Origin of the sequence: Burkholderia sp. AU16741 (genome assembly GCF_002223345.1) — a bacterium.
GTDB classification, from domain to species: domain Bacteria; phylum Pseudomonadota; class Gammaproteobacteria; order Burkholderiales; family Burkholderiaceae; genus Burkholderia; species Burkholderia sola.
Window position 1 is genome coordinate 368,272 of record NZ_NKEZ01000007.1, and the last position, 18,839, is coordinate 387,110.

The 18,839-nt window shown below is 68.8% G+C and carries 19 protein-coding genes; 8 read left to right on the forward strand and 11 right to left on the reverse strand.

Annotated features, from left to right (window positions below):
* Positions 1-82 precede the first annotated feature (82 nt).
* Entirely contained in the window at positions 83-1,189 is a 1,107-nt protein-coding gene (locus tag CFB89_RS18550; RefSeq protein ID WP_089469434.1) for an NAD/NADP-dependent octopine/nopaline dehydrogenase family protein, read from the forward strand.
* Positions 1,186-2,196, forward strand: a complete 1,011-nt coding sequence (locus CFB89_RS18555; RefSeq protein ID WP_089469119.1) for a 3-hydroxybutyryl-CoA dehydrogenase — start codon at positions 1,186-1,188, stop codon at positions 2,194-2,196. Before CFB89_RS18550 ends, CFB89_RS18555 begins: the two co-directional genes overlap by 4 nt.
* An 11-nt stretch (positions 2,197-2,207) precedes the next feature.
* On the opposite strand, the gene CFB89_RS18560 is transcribed toward CFB89_RS18555, so the two are convergent.
* From CFB89_RS18560 to CFB89_RS18595, 8 genes are all read right to left on the reverse strand, one after another.
* Positions 2,208-3,545 carry an MFS transporter gene (locus CFB89_RS18560; protein WP_089469120.1) on the reverse strand — a complete coding sequence of 446 codons (1,338 nt, stop codon included), beginning with the start codon at positions 3,543-3,545 and terminating at the stop codon, positions 2,208-2,210.
* Between the two features lie 170 nt (positions 3,546-3,715).
* On the reverse strand, positions 3,716-4,762 hold the full coding sequence (locus CFB89_RS18565; RefSeq protein ID WP_089469121.1) for an ABC transporter substrate-binding protein: 1,047 nt from the start codon (positions 4,760-4,762) through the stop codon (positions 3,716-3,718).
* A complete protein-coding gene (locus tag CFB89_RS18570; RefSeq protein ID WP_089469122.1) occupies positions 4,759-5,910 on the reverse strand; it encodes an FAD-binding oxidoreductase in 1,152 nt (383 codons plus the stop codon). The genes CFB89_RS18565 and CFB89_RS18570 overlap by 4 nt, the downstream gene beginning before the upstream one ends.
* Positions 5,903-7,345 carry an NAD(P)/FAD-dependent oxidoreductase gene (locus tag CFB89_RS18575; RefSeq protein ID WP_089469123.1) on the reverse strand — a complete coding sequence of 481 codons (1,443 nt, stop codon included), beginning with the start codon at positions 7,343-7,345 and terminating at the stop codon, positions 5,903-5,905. The genes CFB89_RS18570 and CFB89_RS18575 overlap by 8 nt, the downstream gene beginning before the upstream one ends.
* A complete protein-coding gene (locus CFB89_RS18580; protein ID WP_089469124.1) occupies positions 7,342-7,689 on the reverse strand; it encodes a (2Fe-2S)-binding protein in 348 nt (115 codons plus the stop codon). The genes CFB89_RS18575 and CFB89_RS18580 overlap by 4 nt, the downstream gene beginning before the upstream one ends.
* On the reverse strand, positions 7,689-8,483 hold the full coding sequence (locus CFB89_RS18585) for an ABC transporter permease (RefSeq protein WP_089469125.1): 795 nt from the start codon (positions 8,481-8,483) through the stop codon (positions 7,689-7,691). The genes CFB89_RS18580 and CFB89_RS18585 overlap by 1 nt, the downstream gene beginning before the upstream one ends.
* Positions 8,480-9,463, reverse strand: coding sequence for an ABC transporter permease (locus CFB89_RS18590; RefSeq protein ID WP_089469126.1), 984 nt, complete (start codon positions 9,461-9,463; stop codon positions 8,480-8,482). Before CFB89_RS18590 ends, CFB89_RS18585 begins: the two co-directional genes overlap by 4 nt.
* Complete coding sequence (locus CFB89_RS18595; protein ID WP_089469127.1) at positions 9,464-10,546, reverse strand: ABC transporter ATP-binding protein; 1,083 nt, start codon at positions 10,544-10,546, stop codon at positions 9,464-9,466.
* A gap of 294 nt (positions 10,547-10,840) precedes the next feature.
* Between CFB89_RS18595 and CFB89_RS18605 the strand changes: the two genes are divergently transcribed.
* The 4 genes from CFB89_RS18605 (at position 10,841) to CFB89_RS18620 (ending at position 14,325) form a co-directional block, all read left to right on the forward strand.
* A complete protein-coding gene (locus CFB89_RS18605) occupies positions 10,841-11,746 on the forward strand; it encodes an IclR family transcriptional regulator (protein ID WP_089469129.1) in 906 nt (301 codons plus the stop codon).
* Between the two features lie 284 nt (positions 11,747-12,030).
* Positions 12,031-12,777 (forward strand): SDR family oxidoreductase, encoded by a 747-nt coding sequence (locus CFB89_RS18610; RefSeq protein ID WP_089469130.1) that lies wholly within the window; start codon positions 12,031-12,033, stop codon positions 12,775-12,777.
* A gap of 152 nt (positions 12,778-12,929) precedes the next feature.
* Positions 12,930-13,784, forward strand: a complete 855-nt coding sequence (locus tag CFB89_RS18615) for a DJ-1/PfpI family protein (RefSeq protein ID WP_089469131.1) — start codon at positions 12,930-12,932, stop codon at positions 13,782-13,784.
* Positions 13,785-13,851: 67 nt separating this feature from the next.
* Positions 13,852-14,325, forward strand: a complete 474-nt coding sequence (locus CFB89_RS18620; protein ID WP_089469132.1) for an SgcJ/EcaC family oxidoreductase — start codon at positions 13,852-13,854, stop codon at positions 14,323-14,325.
* Between the two features lie 110 nt (positions 14,326-14,435).
* Here CFB89_RS18620 and CFB89_RS18625 read toward each other — a convergent pair whose 3' ends face one another.
* Both CFB89_RS18625 and CFB89_RS18630 read right to left on the reverse strand, forming a co-directional pair.
* Positions 14,436-15,383, reverse strand: a complete 948-nt coding sequence (locus CFB89_RS18625) for a GlxA family transcriptional regulator (protein WP_089469133.1) — start codon at positions 15,381-15,383, stop codon at positions 14,436-14,438.
* A gap of 160 nt (positions 15,384-15,543) precedes the next feature.
* Complete coding sequence (locus tag CFB89_RS18630) at positions 15,544-16,065, reverse strand: GNAT family N-acetyltransferase (protein ID WP_089469134.1); 522 nt, start codon at positions 16,063-16,065, stop codon at positions 15,544-15,546.
* A gap of 338 nt (positions 16,066-16,403) precedes the next feature.
* On the opposite strand from CFB89_RS18630, the gene CFB89_RS18635 reads away from it, so the two are divergent.
* Positions 16,404-16,787, forward strand: a complete 384-nt coding sequence (locus CFB89_RS18635) for a hypothetical protein (RefSeq protein ID WP_089469135.1) — start codon at positions 16,404-16,406, stop codon at positions 16,785-16,787.
* 166 nt (positions 16,788-16,953) lie between these two features.
* Here CFB89_RS18635 and CFB89_RS18640 read toward each other — a convergent pair whose 3' ends face one another.
* Positions 16,954-17,811: a helix-turn-helix transcriptional regulator gene (locus CFB89_RS18640; protein WP_089469136.1), complete on the reverse strand. Its 858-nt coding sequence runs from the start codon at positions 17,809-17,811 to the stop codon at positions 16,954-16,956.
* Positions 17,812-17,906: 95 nt separating this feature from the next.
* Between CFB89_RS18640 and CFB89_RS18645 the strand changes: the two genes are divergently transcribed.
* Entirely contained in the window at positions 17,907-18,800 is an 894-nt protein-coding gene (locus CFB89_RS18645) for an SDR family oxidoreductase (protein ID WP_089469435.1), read from the forward strand.
* The last annotated feature ends 39 nt before the right edge of the window (positions 18,801-18,839 follow it).

Below are 18,839 nucleotides of genomic sequence, written 5' to 3' on the forward strand. Positions count from 1 at the left end.
CGGCGCGTCGTTGCGCGTTTTGAAGCGACGCGGCGCAGGCAACCGTGTAGTCTCGGACGTACTCGATCACCAGGAGAAGACGATGAAGGTATGTGTTCTGGGCGGTGGCCACGGCTGCCATGCGGCGGCCATCGACCTGCTCGAAAAAGGCCACGACGTGACGTGGTGGCGACGCGATCGCGAGCCGCATGCGCAGCTGCGCGCGCTTGGCGTGCTGAACGTGACGGACTATCGCGGCAAGCGGGCGGTGCCGCTCGGCGATGCGCCGGGTGCGATCCGCCTGGCCGACGATCTCGCCGCCGCGCTGCACGGCGCGCGGCTCGTCGTGGTGCCGCTGCCGGCCACGTCGCACGACGCACTCGCCGCGCAGGTCGCGCCGCTGCTGGAGGACGGCCAGGTCGTGTTCCTGCCGCCCGGCACGTTCGGCAGCGCCGTGTTCGCCCGCGCGGCGGCCGACGCCGGCAACCGCTCGCGCGTCGCGTTCGCCGAAACGGGCACGCTGCCGTACCTGGTGCGCAAGCATCGCGACAACGACGTCGTGATCAGCGCATACGCGACACGCCTGCCGACCGGCGTGTGGCCGGCGAACGCGGGCGGCTGGGCGTTCGACGTGCTGCGCGCGGGCTATCCGTCGGTCGAGCCGGTCGAGGATGCGTTGTCCGGCGCGCTGATGAACGCGGGCCCGGTGATCCACCCGCCGCTGATCCTGATGAACGCCGGGCCGCTCGAACACTTCGACGCATGGGACATCCACAACGAAGGCACGCAGCCGTCGATTCGCCGCGTGACGAACGCGCTCGACGCAGAACGGATCGCGGTGCGCGAAGCGCTCGGCTATCGCGCGCCGCATTTTCCGCTGGCCGATCACTACGCGACCGACGGCGACGAATGGATGTACGGCCGCGGCGCGCACGGCAAGCTGACCGATAGCGGCGACTGGCGCGAGAAGATCGATTTGCGCGCGCATCGCTACATGCTCGAGGACACCCGGCTCGGGCTGTCGTTCGTCGTGTCGTGCGGGCGCTGGGCCGGCGTGCCCACGCCCGTCGCGCAGGGGCTGCTGAGCGTCGCGAGCGCGGTCGCGGTGCGTGATCTGTATGCGGAAGGCCGCACGCTGGAGCGGCTCGGGCTCGCGGCGTTGTCGAAAGACGCGCTGCGCGCGCTGCTCGATACGGGGTATGCGGCATGAAGGCGGCCGACGATGTGACGCGCATCCACGTGCTCGGCGCGGGACGCATGGGGCAGGGCATCGCGCTCGTGTTCGCGTTCGCGGGCCTCGACGTGACGCTGATCGACTTCAAGCCGCGCGATGCGGCCGGCAGGCGCGCATTCGACGAACGCACGCGCGACGAGATCGCCCGGCCGCTGCATGCGCAGGTCACGCTCGGCCGCATCGATGCCGCGCAGGCGGATGCCGTCGTCGCGCGCATCGCCCTCGTGGCACGGGACGGCGCGGCCGACGCGGTGCGCGATGCCGATATCGTGTTCGAAGCGCTGCCCGAAGTGCTCGATGCGAAGGCCGACGCGCTGCGCTGGCTCGGCGAGCATGTCGATGCGCACGCAACGATCGCGTCGACCACGTCGACGTTCGTTGTCACCGAATTGCAGCGCCACGTTGCGCACCCGGCACGCATGCTGAACGCGCACTGGCTGAACCCCGCGCTGCTGATGCCGCTCGTCGAGGTCAGCCGCAGCGATGCGACCGATCAGGCCGTCGTCGACGCGCTCGCCGCGCTGCTCGAACGGGTGGGCAAGAAGCCGGTGATCTGCGGGCCCGCGCCCGGCTACATCGTGCCGCGCATCCAGGCGCTCGCGATGAACGAGGCCGCGCGGATGGTCGAGGAAGGCGTGGCCAGCGCGGAGGACATCGACACCGCGATCCGCACCGGTTTCGGCCCGCGCTTCGCGGTGCTCGGGCTGCTCGAATTCATCGACTGGGGCGGCTGCGACATCCTGTACTACGCGTCGCGGTACCTGGCCGGCGAGATCGGCCCGCGCTTCGCACCGGCCGCGAGCGTCGTGCGCAACATGGAAGCCGGGCGTGACGGCGTGCGCACGGGCGCCGGCTTCCACGACTATGCGGCGGTCGACGTGCCCGCGTACATGCGCCAGCGGCTCGGCGAATTCGCGCGGCTGCTCGACCATCTCGGGCTCGCACCGGCGTTCGACAGCGCGCGGCGCGACGCCGGGCGCTGAGTGTCGCGCGGTCATGCCGGGTCGCGGCGCGAATCGTCGGCGGGCGTGATGCGCGTCTCGCGCATCACGCACAGCGTCGCGATCGTGACGAGGCCGAGCGCAATGAGGAACAGCGACACCGGCCACGACGCGTGATAGCGCGCGAGCAGCGCGGTCGCGATCAACGGCGACATCCCGCCCGCGAAGATCGACGCGACTTCGTGGCCCAGCGCGACGCCCGAATAACGCACCTCGGTGCTGAACAGCTCGCCGACGAGCGCGGGCAGCGTACCGATCATCGCACCGTGGCTCACCGCCGTGCCGACCGTCAGCGCGAGCCACACGAGCGGCGTCACGCGCGTGTCGAGCAGCCAGAAGAACGGAAACGCGCATGCGACGAGGCTCAGCGCGCCGATCAGGTACACGGGCTTGCGGCCGATCCGGTCGGACAGACGGCCCCAGGCGAGCATCGCGCCCATCTCGACGATCATCGCGATCATCACGCCGGTCAGCATCGTGCCGTTCGGAATCCCGACGTATTTGCCGTAGACGAGCGAGAACGCGAGGAAGATATACGCGCCGCCGTTCTCGGCCACGCGCAGACCCATCGCCAGCAGGATTTCCTTCGGATGGCGGCGGATGCACTCGACGATCGGCAAGTGCGTGTGTGTGCCGCGCTTGCCGGCCTGCTCGAAGTCGCGGCTTTCCGGCAGATGGCGGCGGATATAGATGCCGATCGCGAAAATGACGATACTCGCGAGGAAAGGCAGCCGCCAGCCCCAGGTGCGGAACATATCGTCCGGCAGCGCCTGCGCGGCGAGAAATGCGGCCGACGACAGCACGAAGCCGCCGCCCACGCCGAGCTGGCTCCACGCCGCGTAGTAGCCGCGCTGCTCGGGCGGCGCGTTCTCGCTGATCATCAGCACGCCGCCGCCCCATTCGCCGCCGGACGCGATGCCCTGCAGCAGGCGCAGCACGACGAGCGCGGCCGGCGCCCACAGGCCGACCTGCGCATAGGTCGGCAGCAGGCCGATCGCGAAGGTCGACGCGCCCATGATCAGCAGCGTCCATACAAGCGACGCCTTGCGCCCGTAGCGATCGCCGACGTGGCCGAACACGATCCCGCCGAGCGGCCGCGCGACGAAACCGAGCGCGAAGGCCGCGAACGCGGCGAGGCTGCCGGCGAGCGGCGAGGCGCCGGGCGGGAAGAACACGTGGCCGAACACCAGCGCGGCGGCCGTGCCGTACACGAAGAAGTCATACCATTCCATCGCGTTGCCGGCGACGGAGGCGATGACGATCCGGCGTAGCTGCCGGTCGGCGAGCGGCCGGACGGCGCTCGGGGATTGCACGGTGTCGGTCGGGTACATGGCGGACTCTGAAGGGGGAGGCGGGCGCGTGCCGTCTGTTGCAGCACTGCGGGCTAGTGTTGTCGGCCCGCGGCTCCCCGGTCAAATCCGCAGAAAAAGGGGAGTGTCATCACTCCGGCAAATGATGGTCAGCCTTCGCGGGGCGCCGTGGCAGCGCGCGCCAGTGCCCCTTACCGCTCGATCTGCCGGTTCCAGCGCGTATCCCACTGTGCACGGCGCGCGTTGATCGCGGTCCAGTCGACCACCGTCACCTTGCGCACCAGATCGTCGACGTTGCCGACGCTCTGCTGCATCGCGGCCGGCATCTTCGCGAGACGGTTGGTCGGAATCTGCTTGCCGGCCTCGGCCGCCTTCGTCTGCGCGGGCGCGGACAGCAGGAACTGCGCGAGCTTCTGCGCCAGTTGCGGATCGGGATTGTTCGCGACCACGCACAGGTCGACGAGCAGCAGCACCGGGCCTTCCTTCGGGTTCGCATACGCGACGGGGATGCCCTTGTCCTGCAGGTCGCCGACGCCGGTCGGCGTCAGCGGGAACAGGCCGGCCTCGCCGGTCTGCACCATCTCGGAGATCTTCGCCGAGTTCGGGATGTACTCGACGACGTTCGGCCCGACCGTGCTCGCCCACTTGCTGAAGCCGGGCTCGACGTTCTGTTCGTTGCCGCCGAGCAGCCGGTTGATCGCGAGGAAGCCGTGCAGCCCGAACGTGCTGCTCGACGCCGACTGGAATACGACCTTGCCCTTGTATTTCGGATCGGCGAAATCCATCCACGACGTCGGCGGCGCCCAGCCCTTCTCGGCGAACAGCTTCTTGTTGTACGCGATGCCGGTCATCCCGAGCTGCACGCCCGCGCCGACGTCGTCCTTCATCCGCGCGAACGGGTACAGCTCCTTGAGCACCGGCGAATCGTCGAGCTTCTGGCATACGCCCAGGCTCACCGCGCGCGCCATCACGCCGTCGTCGAGGAACGCGACGTGGATCTGCGGCTTGTTGCGGTTCGCAAGCAGCTTCGCGAGCACGTCCGACGACGTGCCGGGCACGATCACCACCTTCACGTTGTTCGCCTTCTCGAAGTCGGGCAGCACCTGGCTCGTATAGGCCTTTTCCATCGGCCCGCCGTTCATGCCGACGTAGATCGTCTTCGTTTGCGCGAACGCGGGCGTGTGGGCGCCTGCGACGCAGAGGGCGGCGGCCGCCGCGATCGTTCCGAGCAGTTTCATCTTTGGATTTCCTCTTGACGGAAAGGGGCGGTCGGCGCGGCTTCGCGGAAGAAGCGGCCGATCGAGAATGCATCGAGTGGGGTGGCGGTTTCACCGGTGGTGACGAGATCGGCGAGCACGTCGCCGACGCCCGGTGCGAGCAGGAAGCCGCCGCCGGAAAAACCGAACGCGTGCAGCAGGTTCGGCGTCGTCCGGCTCGCGCCGATGATCGGGTTGTGGTCGGGCGTGCAGCCTTCGACGCCGCTCCACGTACGGATCAGCAGTGCGTCGCGCAGCGCGGGCAACAGCGCGCACGCATCGCGCATCACCGCGCGCGTCGTGTCGACCGACGGCTGGCCGAATTCGCCGTCGCCGCGGCCGCGACCGCCGCCGATCACGCAGTTGCCGCGCGCGACCTGGCGCGCGTACACGCCGCCGCCGTACACGCCGAGGTTGTGCGCGATGAATGGCGGCAGCGGCTCGGTCACCCACATGTTCGGGTAGATCGGCTCCATCGGTACGGCTTCGCCGAAGCGTTCGGCGATCGTGTTCGCCCATGCGCCGGCCGAATTGATCAGCCACGTCGCGGTGTGCGCGCGGCCGCCCGCCTGCAAGTGAAAACGCGTGCCGTCGTGATGAACCTCATCGACGGCGGTGTGCTCGAACACGTCCGCGCCCGCCGCGCGGGCCGCGCGCGCGAACGCGGGCGACACGAGGCGCGGGTTCGCATGGCCGTCGGTCTCGCACAGCGAGCCGCCGAGCGCCGCGCGGCTCAGCCACGGGTAGCGGCGACGGAACGCGTCGCCGCGCATCACCCGCAGCGGCAAGCCGTGTTCGCCGGCGAGCGAGGCGTACGCGTCGAGCGCGTCGAGATCGGCGTCGCTGCGTGCGAGCCGCAAGTGGCCGGACACGACGAATTCGCCGTCGATGCCGATCAGCTCGGGCAGGCGATCCCAGATACGCCGTGCACGCAGCGCGAGCGGCAATTGCTCGGCCGGGCGGCCCTGACAGCGCACGCCGCCGTAGTTCACGCCGCTCGCCTGCGCGCCGCAGTCGCGCCGCTCGAACAGCCCGATGCGCAGCCCGCGGTGCGCGAGCGCGAGCGCGGCCGACGCGCCGACGAGGCCGCCGCCGACGATCGCGACGTCGTAATGCCGGATGTCACTCATCGCGCGCCTCGTCGGGAATCGCCGCGACGTCGTCGCCCGCGAGCGCGGCCGAGATCGGGAACGGCTTCACGGGCGGTTGCGCACGCAACCGGCCGACGTCGGCGAGCGGCCGGCCGGTTGCGGCGGCCAGCACGAGCGCGGCCGCGTCGCCGCACATGCGGCCTTGGCAGCGGCCCATGCCGACGCGCGTCAGCGCTTTCAGCCGGTTCAATTCGGTCGCCGCGCCGTCGCGCACGCAGCGGCGCAGCGTGCCCGCGTCGATTTCCTCGCAGCGGCACACGATCGTGTCGTCGGGGCAGCGGGCAGCCTGTTCGGCCGGCGGCGCGAACGCCGCCTCGAGGCCCGCGCGGAATGCGCCGATGCGCGCGAGCGTGTGGTCGAGCACCGTCGCGTCGGGTTTGTCGGACGGCGCGAGCGACGCGATGCCGGCATCGTCTAGCAGCGCGAGCGCCGCGCGTCGGCCCGATGCCTCGGCCGCATCGGCGCCCGCGATGCCCGCGCCGTCGCCGGCGACGTAGAAGCCGCGTACCGACGTGCGGCCGGCCGCGTCGCGTTCGGGCAGCCACGCGCGATTGAGCGGGTCGAATTGGAACCGGCAGCCGGCGAGATCGGCGAGTTGCGTTTCGGCACGCAGGCCGAAGCCGAGACCGAGCGCATCGCAATCGAGCATGCGCGGCGGCGCGGACTGCGCGTCGTCGCCGGCGGCGCGCCATGCGAGCCCTGTCACGTGCTGATCGCCGAGCACGCGCTCGAGCGTGACGCCCGTTTCGATCGCGACACCATGCGCGCGCAGCCAGCCGTTGTAGTAGAGCCCTTTCGCGAAGATCGACGGCATGCGCAGCAGCGCGGGCGCGGCGGCGGCCTGGCGGCGCAGCGGGCTCGTGTCGAGCACGGCCGCGACGTGCGCGCCGGCCTTTGCATACTGATAAGCGACGAGGTAAAGCAGCGGCCCCGTGCCCGCGAACACGATGCGCCGGCCGATCGCGCAGCCCTGCGCCTTCAGCGCGACCTGCGCGCCGCCGAGCGTATAGACGCCCGCGAGCGTCCAGCCCGGCACGGGCAGCATGCGGTCGGTCGCGCCGCTCGCGACGATCAGGTGCGAGTACGGCACCGTCACCTCGCGGCCATCCTGCAACGTGTCGACGCGGCCCGCGCCGCACGACCACGCGAGCGTGTTCGCCCGATAGTCGACGTGCGACAGCAGCGCGGCCATCGTCCGGTGCACGGCGTCGGCCTTCGCGGCCTCGAAGCCGTACAGCATGCGCTTGCCGCGCACGAACGCGGCGTCGGCCGGCGGTTGACGATAGATCTGTCCGCCCCAGCGCGCGTTCTCGTCGATCACGACCGGGCGCAGCCCGGCGTCGACCAGCGCCTCGGCCGCGCGCACGCCGGCCGGCCCCGCGCCGATGATCACCGGTTGCAGTGCGGCGCTCACGCTGCGTCTCCGGGCGTGATCGGCCGCGCGGCCGTGAGAATCCGCATGCCTTCGGCGATCGGCGTCGAGCATGCGCGCACGCGTGCGCCGGCTTCGGTGCGCACCCAGCAGTCCTGGCAGGCGCCGATCAGGCAGAACCCGGCGCGCGGCTGACCGCTGAATTCGCTGACGCGCACGCGACGCTGCGCGACGAGGATGGCGGTGAGCACGGTGTCGCCGGCCAGCGCGTGCGCGGGGCGGCCGTCGAGCGTGAATGCGACGGCGGCGCGTTCGCGTTCGGCGACGCGCACGAACTGCGCGCCGTCGTCCGCGATGCCGGTGGAACGGGAAACGGGAGTCGTCATCAATGTTGGCCGATCAGGATGCGGTTCAGGCCGTACACGCGATCGAGCAGCAGCATCGCGCCGGCCGTGATGAAGATGACGAGCGCCGATACCGACGCCATCATCGGGTCGATCGATTCGGTCGCGTACATGTACATGCGCACCGGCAGCGTGACCGTTTGCGGCGACGTGACGAAGATCGACATCGTCAGTTCATCGAAGCTGTTGATGAACGCGAGCAGCCAGCCGCCGGTGATGCCGGGCACGATCATCGGCAGCGTGATACGGCGGAAGGTCGTCCACGGGTCCGCGCCGAGCGAGCACGCGGCCTGCTCGATGCTGCGGTCGAGGCCCGCGACGGACGCGAGCACGAGCCGCATCACGAACGGCGTGATGACGATCATGTGCGCGAGCACCAGCCACGCGAACGAGCCGGTCGCGCCGATCAGCGCGAAAAAGCGCAGCAACGCGATGCCGAGCACGAGGCCGGGAATCACGAGCGGCGACAACAGCAACCCGTTCAGGAACGCGCGGCCGGGAAACGTCGCGCGGCCGATCGCGAGGCCGGCCGGCAACGCGATCGCGAGCGACAGCGTGGCCGATGCGAACGCGAGCTTCACGCTGTTGAGGAACGCGGTGACGAAGTCGGGATAGTCGAGGATCGCGCGGAACCAGCGCAGCGACACGCCGTGGGTCGGCAGTGTCAGCGTTTCGTCGGGCGTGAACGCGACGAGCACGACGATCGCGAGCGGCGCGAGCACGAACAGGATCACGAGCGTGTGGAACGCAAGGGCGAAGGGGCCGTTCTTTCTCATCGCGTTGCGCCTCCGAGGCTGCGCGCGTAGCGGCGTTCGAGCACGCGGTAGTAGGTGAGCATCACGACGAGGTTGGCGGCGAGCAGCAGCACCGCGATCGTCGCGCCGAGCGGCCAGTTCAGCGAGCCGAGGAATTCGTCGTAGACGGCCGTGGCCGCGACCTTCAGCCGGCGTCCGCCGAGCAGGCCCGGAATCGCGAACGCGCTTGCCGACAGCCCGAACACCATCAGGCTGCCCGACAGCACGCCCGGCATCAGTTGCGGCACGACGATGCGGCGCAGCGTCGTGAACGGCGACGCGCCGAGCGACAGCGCCGCGTGTTCCGTCTGCGGATCGAGCCGCTGCAGCGCGGTCCACACCGGAATCACCATGAACGGCAGCATCACGTGCACCAGCGCGATCACGATCGCGAACGTCGTGTATTCGAGCTTGTACGGCCCGAGGCCGACGAGCCCGAGCGCCTGGTTCACGAGGCCGCTCGTGTTCAGCAGCATGCTCCACCCGAACGCGCGCACGACGACCGAGACGAGCAAAGGCGCGAGGATCGCGAGCAGGAACAGCGAACGCCACGGGTCGCGCATCTTCGACAGCACGTACGCTTCCGGCGTGCCGATCGCGACGCAGATCGCGGTCGTCAGGGCGGCGATTCCGAACGTGCGCGCGAAGATCGTGTGGAAGTACGACGAGCCGAGCACGTCCGCGTAGTTGCCGAACTGGAACGCGGCGATCGGGCCGGTGGCCGGGTCGAAGCGGTAGAACGTCAGCACGAAGGTCATCGCGAGCGGCACGAGCACGAGTGCGGCGAACAGCGCGAAGGCGGGCGCGCACATCAGCCACAGCGGCGCGTGGGCGCGCCACGTCGCGCGCATCGGGTGCGCGGCGGTGGCGCGTGCCGGCACGGCATCGTTTGACACCGCGGCCGACTGCGCGAGCCCGGCCGGTGCGCCGTCGGTCGAGAGCGGGCGGGAAGGCTGTCCCATTCACGCCTCCCGACGCATCACGCGCACGGCGTCGCTGTGCCAGTCGATGCCGACCGGCGCGCCTTCCGCGAGCGGCTCCGCGCCTTCGTTCTGGCAGCACACGAGCACTTCGCCGAGCGCGCTGTCGACGCGGTAAAGCCACTGGCTGCCGAGGAAGAAGCGGCTCGTGACGGTCGCGGCGAAGCGGCCGGCGTCGGGCGCGCACAGCCGCAGCTTCTCGGGACGGATGCAGACCGATACCGCATCGCCGACGCGGATGTCGCGCTCGCGCGGCGGCAGGTGCGCGGTGCGGCCGGTCTCGGCGAGATCGTGCCCGAGGTCGATGCGGATCGCGTCGCCGTCGTGCGCGACGATCGTGCCGGGCAGCAGGTTCGCCTTGCCGATGAACTGCGATACGAAATGATTCTCCGGGCGTTCGTACGCGCGGTACGGCGTATCGGTCTGCGTGATGCGGCCGGCTTCCATCACGACCACGCGGTCGCTGATCGACAGCGCTTCCGACTGATCGTGCGTGACCATGATCGTCGTCGTGCCGATCTTGCGCTGGATCGCGCGCAGCTCGAACTGCATCTCCTCGCGCAGCTTCGCGTCGAGGTTCGACATCGGTTCGTCGAGCAGCAGCACCGGCGGCTCGATCACGACCGCGCGCGCGATCGCCACGCGCTGCCGCTGGCCGCCCGACAGTTCGCGCGGAAAACGGTGCGCGAGCGCGTCGAGGCGCACCAGCGCCAGCGCCGCGCGGATGCGTTCGGCGCGCTCGGCCTTGTCGACGCCGCGCATGTCGAGGCCGAAGCCGACGTTCTCCGCGACGCTCATGTGCGGAAACAGCGCATAGCTCTGGAACACGATGCCGAGCCCGCGGCGGTTCGGCTTCAGGTGCGTGATGTCCTGCCCGTCGAGCGCGATGCGGCCGCGCGTGACGTCGACGAAGCCGGCGATCATCTGCAGCGTGGTGGTCTTGCCGCAGCCGGACGGCCCGAGCAGCGACACGAATTCGCCTTGCTCGACCGACAGGTTGACGTCCGCGACGGCGGTGAGTTCGCCGAAGGTTTTCGTCAGATCCGTAAGCGTGAGAAACGACATGGGGAGCTCCGGGTTCGCACACCGCATGGCCGGTGCGCCGATGACGCGGACTCTAGCCAGCCATATTTCGGAGCGTCAATTTGGAATTCTGCTGAACGGGAGGAATTTCCGAAAAATTCCATTCAATGGAACGAATGGGAAAGCCGCCTGCGAATCGTTCCGTTGGATGAAGGGCGGCCGACCCGCGAAACGCACGCGTCAATCCCGTGCACACCCGGATGCCCGCGGATTTTCGGCCGGACGACAATGGCGGCTATCGTATTCCGTTCAATGAAATCGTCGAGGAGAGCCGGCATGCAGGAACCCCATTCGACCGGAACGTCGCCGGCGGCACGTACGCCGTGCCCGGACGAGGACGCCGTCGATCCGGCCGATACGGCCGATACGACCGGCGCGCCGGGCACCGGCATGCTGCAGCGTGCGTTCGCGATCCTGCGCGCGCTGGCCGGCATGCAGCAGGACGGCGTGCGCGTCACGCATCTCGCGAAGGCCGTCGGCCTCACGCAGGGCACCGCGCACCGGATCCTGCAATCGCTGATCGCCGAAGGGATGGTCGAACAGGACGAGCAGTCGAAGCTGTACCGGCTGAGCGTCGACTTCTTCGCGCTCGCCGCGCTGGCCGGCAACCCGAGCAGCATGCGCACGCTGTGCCGGCCCGCGCTGCTGCGGCTGTGCGCGAGCCTCGGCGAAACCATCTTCCTGCTCGTGAAGAGCGGCTTCGACGCCGTGTGCCTCGACCTGTGCGAAGGGCCGTTTCCGATCCGCTCGTTTACCGGCGACATCGGCGGGCGCATCGCGCTCGGCGTCGGGCAGGGCAGCCTCGCGATCCTCGCGTTCCTGCCGGAGGCCGAGCGCGAGGAAGTGATCCGCTTCAACGTGCCGCGCATCCGCGGCTACGGCGTACTCGACGAGGTGTACCTGCGCACCGAAATCGAACGCGTGCGGCAACTCGGCTACGCGGGCCGCAACAGCGGCGTGCTCGACGGGATGGCCGGCGTCGCGGTGCCGATCCTCGATCGCACCGGTTATCCGGTCGGTGCGCTGAGTGTGGGCACGCTCGCGTCGCGGCTCGGCGACGACCGCATGCCGATGGTCGTCGAACTGCTGCGGCGGCAGGCCGACGCGATCGGCCCGCGCACGAATCCGTTCGACGCCGCGTTGCGGCGGCCGATGCACGGGCTAGCGGGGAAAACCGCATAGCGGCGTTACGCGTTGCCGTTTCGTCGGCTTGCTTGCGCAAGCCATTCACGTTCGATCGAGGCGCGCAGGGTCCAGTGGACCTGCGCGCTTTTGTTTTTTTTACGGCGTCGCTTGCCGGCTCGGACTGACTGAAGCGAATGGCGCTTTTCGAGGGTTATACGACCTTTGCGACATTTGCCTCCCGCTCCATACTTGACGTGAACGATCAAGCCGGAACACGCACGCACACGCCATCGCGTGTCGCGTATCCGGCCTGGTACTCACGACATGAAAAGGAACGGAAGATGAGACTCGGCAACAAATCGGCGTTGATCACGGGCGGTACCAGCGGCATCGGCTTGGCCACCGCGAAACGGTTCATTGCGGAAGGCGCGCGCGTCGCGGTGACGGGGCGCGACGAGGCCGTATTCGAGCGCGTGAAGGCGGAGCTCGGCGAGCATGCGCTCGTGCTGAAGGGCGACGTGCGTTCGCTCGACGACATGCGCGCGATTGCCGCCGAGGTCGACGAGACGTTCGGCGGCTTGGACATCGTGTTCGCCAACGCGGGCTGGGCTTTCCCGTCCGCCGTCGACGACATCGACGACACGCTCTATAACGACATCATGGACGTCAACGTCAAGGGCGTGGTGTTCACGCTTCAAGCGGCGCTGCCGTACTTGCGCGAAGGTTCGTCGGTGATCCTCAATACCTCGTTCGTCGATCAGACCGGCAAGCATGGCATCTCGTTGACCGCGGCGGCGAAGGCGGCCGTGCGATCGCTGGCCCGCAGCTGGTCGTACGAATTTCTCGACCGGAAAATCCGTTTCAACGCAATCGCGCCCGGCCCGATCGATACGCCGCTGCTCGCCAAGTGGGGCAAGCCCGACGAATGGGTGCGCGAGCGCAAGGCCGAATTCGCGCAAGCGATTCCGGCGGGCCGCATGGGCACGGCCGACGATATCGCGTACGCGGCGCTTTATCTCGCCAGCGACGAATCGTCGTACGTCGTGGGCACCGAGCTGGTCGTCGATGGCGGTGTGTCGCAGCTTTGAGCCGGCGCTTCGCGCTGCCCGCGCCCGGCACGTCACCCCGCCTCATCCCCATCCCCGATTTCACGTCCGCCACGCGATTCGCCGTGGCGATTATTCGACCTGGCCCGGCGTGGTGCGCTTACCCATGGGCCGAAGTGCAAGGAGCAATCATCTTGACCGACAGTAGCGATAACCATGCCTCTGCCAGGCAACTCACGCAGGCAGGCCGTTCGCGCCGCGATGCCCTGAAGTTCGGCGGCGCCGCCACGCTCGGCGCCGTGCTCGGCGGCGGCGCGTTGCTCGGGCACGCCACGCCTGCGCCTGCACCGACGGGCAACGTCGGGCTGCTTGCGCCGAACGAGCCGCTCAACATCCTGATCGTCAACTACGACGGCGGCACGCTGCTCGACTTCGCGGGCCCAAGCGAGATCTTCCACCGGCTGCCGAATACGAACGTTCGCTACGCGAGCCTCGATGGCGGCAACGTGACGCTCGAATTCGGCGTCGTGTACGGCAAGACCGAACGGCTGGCCGATATCGACAAGACCGACGTGATCCTCGTGCCCGGCGGTTCCGATTTGTCGGCGCCGATGCGTCCGGCGTATCAGGCGCAGATCCGGCGTCTCGCGGAAAGCGCCAGGCACGTGACGTCGGTGTGCAACGGCTCGCTCGTGCTCGCCGCGACGGGCGTGCTCAACGGCAAGCGCAGCGCGTGCCATTGGGCGTTCGTCAACAAGCTGGCCGAATACGGCGCGATTCCCGTTCCCGATCGCTTCGTCGAAGACGACGACGGCCGCTTCATGAGCGGCGGCGGCGTGACGGCGGGCATCGACTTCGCGCTGCGCGTGGCGGAGAAGCTGCGCGGCCGGCAGGCGGCCGAATACACGCAGCTCGTCGTCGAATACGATCCCGATCCGCCGTTCCATTCGGGTCATCCGAGAGATGCACGGCCCGAACTCGTCGCGATGGTCGACAAGAAGCTGCCCGGCGCATCAAAGGGACTCGCACGCGTTCCCGGCGTTCGCTGACACGCTTGCCGGCGACGCGTGCAGGGGCGCCGCCTCTTCAATTCACACCCGATCCGGAAATCACTCGATGCGACAGATTCATCTTTGTACGGCTGCGCTTGCAGCGTGCGTGTCCTTTTTTGCGTTCACGGCGCCGGCTGTCGCCGGTGGTGCGCAACGTCTGCTCGAAGCGGCCATCAAGGCCGAAAACGCGCGCTGGGCGGATGCGTTCTCGCGAGGCGACTACGACGCGATCGGCCGCCTCTATACCGACGACGGCGCGCTCTTGCCGCCGGGCGGCGACAAAGTCATCGGACGCCGCGCGATCGCCGACTACTTCACGAGCGGATATGCGGGATCGAAGCCCGGCACCGTCTCGTTCAGCAACTATGAGTTCTACGGTAATGAACGGGTCGTGACGGAGGTATCGAATGCGGAGGTTCGCGACGGTGACGGCAAGCTCAAGGTCCGCGCGAAGCAGACGCTCGTTTTCATGAAGCAGCACGGCACGTGGAAGCTGCATCGCGACATGTGGAACGCTTACCCGCCCGTCAAGGATTGACGGACATCGACGTCCGGCGAAATGGCGCGCCGCGTTGTCACGCTACGCGCGCGCCAATCATCCGTTAGCGAGACGTCGACCCCGCAGCGCGCCGATCGGCGCGCGGTCGATCAGCGCGCTGCGTTCGACCGGCTCTCGCGTCGAACCGCTTGCGGCGGGTGTCCGAGCAGCTTGATGAAGGCTCGGCGCATCCGCTCCGGATCGGTGAAGCCGACCGCCAGCGCAATCTGCTCGATCGGTTCGCTGCCGCCCTGCAGGCGCAGCCTCGCGGCTTCGACGCGCAAGCGCTCGACGGCCCTCGCGGGCGTTTCACCGGTTTCCCGGCGAAAGGCGCGCCCGAACTGCCGCACACTCAAGCTGGCCGCATCGGCGAGCCGCTCGACCGGCAACGCCTCCGCCAGATGTTCCCGGGCGAAATTCAGCGCGATGCGGATGCGATCCGATTCCGGCTCCATCTGCGACATCGCGGAGAACTGCGACTGCCCGCCGGGCCGCCGATACGGCACGACCAGCAGCCGCGAGACCTCGCGCGCAATCTCCGCGCTCATGTCCCGTTCGATCATGCCGAGCGCGAGGTCGATGCCGGACGCGATGCCCGCCGACGTCCAGACGCGGCCGTCGACGACATAGATACTGTCGCCGTCGACCCGCGTGCGAGGAAAGCGCGATTGCAATTGCGCGGCGTAGCGCCAGTGCGTTGCCGCTCTCAAACCGTCCAGCGAACCGGTTTCCGCCAGCAGAAATGCGCCCGTACACACGCTTGCCACGCGCGACGCCTTGGCGGCGAGTTTGCTGGCGGCGGCGATATTGTCCGGTGTCTGCATCGGCGCGATATCGCCGCCGACGAACACGACGGTGTCGAACGCGCGTCGCCCGATCGGCTTCGTGTCGATCGACAGGCCGGTATTGCCGGGAATCGGGCCGCCGGACGGCGAGATGACGTGAAGATCGTAGGGCGTGTGGCCGGCGGCCGTGGCGACCTGATTGAAAGCCGACAGCGGGCCGCCCAGATCGAGCGCGTCGTAGCCGCTGCAAACGAAGAATCCAATGCGATGCATGCCGAACCAATTGATCGAGAGACCCGGAATGGCGGATTTTACCGGGAACCCTCGGTTTGTGCCGTTTGACTCGAAACGAGGGAAAAACGACGTTTACACCGTCATCGATCCACGATAGTCGTTTGCGCCGCGCCGAGGCGATGCCGACAGGAAGCGACGATCAGCGGCGGTAGATGAACTCCAGGTCGGTCGATTCGCCGACCTTGAAATCGTACGTACCGACACGTTTGAAGCCTGCCTTCTCGTAGAACGCGATGGCCTTCGCGTTGCCCGACCACACGCCCAGCCATACCGGACCAGGGCGCGTTTCGGCGAGATACGCGAGCGCGGCGTCGAACAAGGCCCGCCCGGCGCCGGTTCCCTGGGTGCCGCGTCGAAGATAGATTTGATGGACCTCTCCCGACCCGTCCGCCACTTCCGGGTGCGGCAGCTTGCACGGCCCCGCGTGCGCATACCCGACCAGCGTGCCGTCGTCGCCTTGCGCGACCCACGTGCGGCACTGCGGGTCGCCGAGCTGCCCGGTGATCGCTGCCACCGAATAGGCACGGGCTTCGTATTCGGCCAGATCGTCCGGCGGGTAGTCGATGCCGAATCCGTCCTGCAGAAAGGTTTCGCGAAACGTATCGCGTTTCAATTCGGCAAGCGGGACGGCATCGGCCAGGGTCGCAACGCGGATCAACATGGAGCTTCTCTCGGTTCGGTGTCGGGCCGTCAGTTTATCGTGGGCGGCCTCGCGCCCGCGCGCCGCCACCGGCTAACCCGCGAGCGTCGCGGTCGGACGCACGACGATCTCGGCGACACGCGCGATCCGCGCAGGGGCATGATCCGGCGCGCGGTCCCGGATGTGGCTGCCCGATCCGGGAAAAGAACCGATTTTGCAGCGCAGCGAAACGCGGCGGCGCTTACCGCGCCCGGCATGCGTAGCGAACCGAAACCGCCGGCACGGCAATCATGCGGATGCCGATGGTTGACCGTCGGCGGACATGCTAGGATTTCCGTCAAACAACTCCGGAGACTGCGATGCCGTTCATCTGCGAAAACGTCGAATGCCGTGCCGTGCTGGCTCGCGGGCAGGTCAGGCACCATCAGGAGGGCGCGGGCTGGTGCTTCTACTGCCCGGATTGCAACACCCGAAACGAGTTGATGAATGTCGGCACGGTCAGCGGCCCTGTCGAGCTGGTTCAGCCGGAGCGGGCCAGCCCGCCGCACCGGGTCGTCGCGACGGCCCGGCCGCTGGACGACGGCCGCTACGCGGCGCAGTTGAGCGTCCAGCGGGCGCTCGCCGTGAAAGGCACCTACGCGGCCGAGGAGCACTGGAATGAGCTCGGCGTATTCGGCGACGCGCAGGAAGCCGTCGCGCATGCGAAATCTTTCGCGACGGACTTGCTGCAGCGCGTCGCATAGTCGGTACGTTTCCGTGAATGAACAAGGGGCGTCGCGCATTCGTGCGCGACGCCCCTTTGCGTTTTTCGCGCGTGTTCGTGAGTGGTGATAGCGAACGACGAGATTTGTTTCGCGATCCGCCGATACGTGTCGTCCCGAATCAGGCTGCCGAGAAAGCCGCGTAAGGTTACACAGCCGGCGCTTGCGCCGCGCGGGCCCGTTCGCGGGCCGCGACGAGTTCGCGGATCCGCGCACGGTCGGCCGGCGTCACCGGCGTGAAGATCACGAGGCTCAGGTCCGGGCTGCCGGTGACCGAGAACGCCGAATATTCGAGCGCGATTCGGCCGGCTTGCGGATGGCGAATCTCCTTCGTGCCTTCGTCGTGCGTACGGATAGCGTGGTCGCGCCACATCGCGTCGAATTCGGCGCTGGTCGCGCGCATCTCGTCGACGAACGCCTGCACGCTCTGCGTCGCGCCGCTGCGCGCGACGTCCGCGCGAAACGCGCCGACCGCGAACCGCGCGACGCGCTCCCAGTTCGGCTGCGCGTAACGCACGCCCGCGTCGACGAAGATCAGCCGCAGGATGTTGCGCGCGGCCGGCGGCAGCGTCGCGTAGTCGGTCAGCGTCGCGGCCGCCGCGTCGTTCCACGCGGCGACGTCCCACGTCGCGGTGCGGATGATCGCGGGGCTCGCGTCGAGCGAATCGAGCACGTGCCGCAGGCGCGGCGTCACGCTGGCCGGCGCGTGATAACGCACCTCGGGCGGATGGCCGACGCCGATCAGGAACAGGTGTTCGCGTTCGGCGTCGTTGAGCATCAGCGCGCGGGCGAGCCGGTCGAGCACGTCGGCCGACGGTGCGCCGCCGCGGCCCTGTTCGAGCCACGTGTACCACGCGGCGCTCACGTGCGCGCGTTGCGCGACTTCCTCGCGCCGCAGGCCCGGCGTGCGGCGGCGCGTGGCCGGCAGCCCAAGCGCAGCCGGGTCGAGTTTCTCGCGGCGGTCCCGCAGGTACGCGCCGAGCAGGTTGTCGGGGGCGTCAGCCATATCCTGTTAGTTCGTTTACTCGTAAACCGTCACGACTTCACCGCGCGCGGCCATCGGCAGATAGTAGGCCTCCATTTCATCCGGAGGTGCTGAACATGCGTGTCTTTGTTACGGGAGCGTCGGGATTCGTCGGCTCGGCCGTCGTCGCCGAACTCGTTGCCAACGGGCACTCGGTGCTCGGGCTCGCGCGGTCCGATGCGGCCGCGGCGGCGGTTGCCGCAGCCGGCGCCGACGTCCATCGCGGATCGCTGGAGGATCTCGACAGCCTGACGCGCGGCGCCGAAGCCGCCGACGCGGTGATCCACACGGGATTCAATCACGATTTCTCGCGCTTCGCGCAGAACTGCGAACTCGACCGCCGCGCGATCGAGACGATCGGCGCGGTGCTCGCCGGCTCGGCGCGGCCGCTCGTCGTCACGTCCGGCCTCGCGCTCGTCGCGCCCGGCCGCGCGGCGACGGAGGACGATCCCCACGTGCCGGTGTCGGCGCACTATCCGCGTGCGTCGGAGGCGACAGCGGTCGCGCTCGAAGCGCGCGGCGTGCATGCGTCGGTCGTGCGCCTGCCGCCGTCCGTGCACGGCGACGGCGATCACGGCTTCGTGCCGCGCCTGATCGCGTTCGCGAGGGAGAAGGGCGCATCGGCGTTCGTCGGCGACGGCGCGAACCGCTGGCCGGCCGTGCACCGGCTCGACGCGGCGCGCGTGTACCGGCTCGCGATCGAACGTGGTGCGGCCGGCGCGCGCTATCACGCGGTCGACGATACGGGCGTGCCGTTCCGCGAGATCGCGGAGGTGATCGGCCGGCGGCTGAACGTGCCGGTCGTCGCGAAGTCGGGGGCGGAAGCCGGCGAGCACTTCGGCTGGTTCGCGATGTTTGCGGGAATGGATGCGCCCGCAACCAGCGAGCGCACGCGGGCATCGCTCGACTGGGCGCCGACGCAGCCGCGACTGCTGGCCGATATCGACCGGCCGCGGTATTTCGAAAGCTGACGGGCGGCTCGGGCCGTGACGAACACTCTCCACGTCGCG

Coding starts and splice junctions, on each gene's coding strand:
- CFB89_RS18630 (WP_089469134.1), bottom strand. CDS start 16,065: ATGTTGATCCGCGTTGCGACCCTGGCCGATGCCGTCCCGCTTGCCGAA.
- CFB89_RS18565 (WP_089469121.1), bottom strand. CDS start 4,762: ATGAAACTGCTCGGAACGATCGCGGCGGCCGCCGCCCTCTGCGTCGCA.
- CFB89_RS18595 (WP_089469127.1), bottom strand. CDS start 10,546: ATGTCGTTTCTCACGCTTACGGATCTGACGAAAACCTTCGGCGAACTC.
- CFB89_RS18625 (WP_089469133.1), bottom strand. CDS start 15,383: ATGCATCGCATTGGATTCTTCGTTTGCAGCGGCTACGACGCGCTCGAT.
- CFB89_RS18640 (WP_089469136.1), bottom strand. CDS start 17,811: ATGGCTGACGCCCCCGACAACCTGCTCGGCGCGTACCTGCGGGACCGC.
- CFB89_RS18570 (WP_089469122.1), bottom strand. CDS start 5,910: ATGAGTGACATCCGGCATTACGACGTCGCGATCGTCGGCGGCGGCCTC.
- CFB89_RS18590 (WP_089469126.1), bottom strand. CDS start 9,463: ATGGGACAGCCTTCCCGCCCGCTCTCGACCGACGGCGCACCGGCCGGG.
- CFB89_RS18585 (WP_089469125.1), bottom strand. CDS start 8,483: ATGAGAAAGAACGGCCCCTTCGCCCTTGCGTTCCACACGCTCGTGATC.
- CFB89_RS18560 (WP_089469120.1), bottom strand. CDS start 3,545: ATGTACCCGACCGACACCGTGCAATCCCCGAGCGCCGTCCGGCCGCTC.
- CFB89_RS18605 (WP_089469129.1), top strand. CDS start 10,841: ATGCAGGAACCCCATTCGACCGGAACGTCGCCGGCGGCACGTACGCCG.
- CFB89_RS18580 (WP_089469124.1), bottom strand. CDS start 7,689: ATGACGACTCCCGTTTCCCGTTCCACCGGCATCGCGGACGACGGCGCG.
- CFB89_RS18645 (WP_089469435.1), top strand. CDS start 17,907: ATGCGTGTCTTTGTTACGGGAGCGTCGGGATTCGTCGGCTCGGCCGTC.
- CFB89_RS18555 (WP_089469119.1), top strand. CDS start 1,186: ATGAAGGCGGCCGACGATGTGACGCGCATCCACGTGCTCGGCGCGGGA.
- CFB89_RS18550 (WP_089469434.1), top strand. CDS start 83: ATGAAGGTATGTGTTCTGGGCGGTGGCCACGGCTGCCATGCGGCGGCC.
- CFB89_RS18610 (WP_089469130.1), top strand. CDS start 12,031: ATGAGACTCGGCAACAAATCGGCGTTGATCACGGGCGGTACCAGCGGC.
- CFB89_RS18620 (WP_089469132.1), top strand. CDS start 13,852: ATGCGACAGATTCATCTTTGTACGGCTGCGCTTGCAGCGTGCGTGTCC.
- CFB89_RS18635 (WP_089469135.1), top strand. CDS start 16,404: ATGCCGTTCATCTGCGAAAACGTCGAATGCCGTGCCGTGCTGGCTCGC.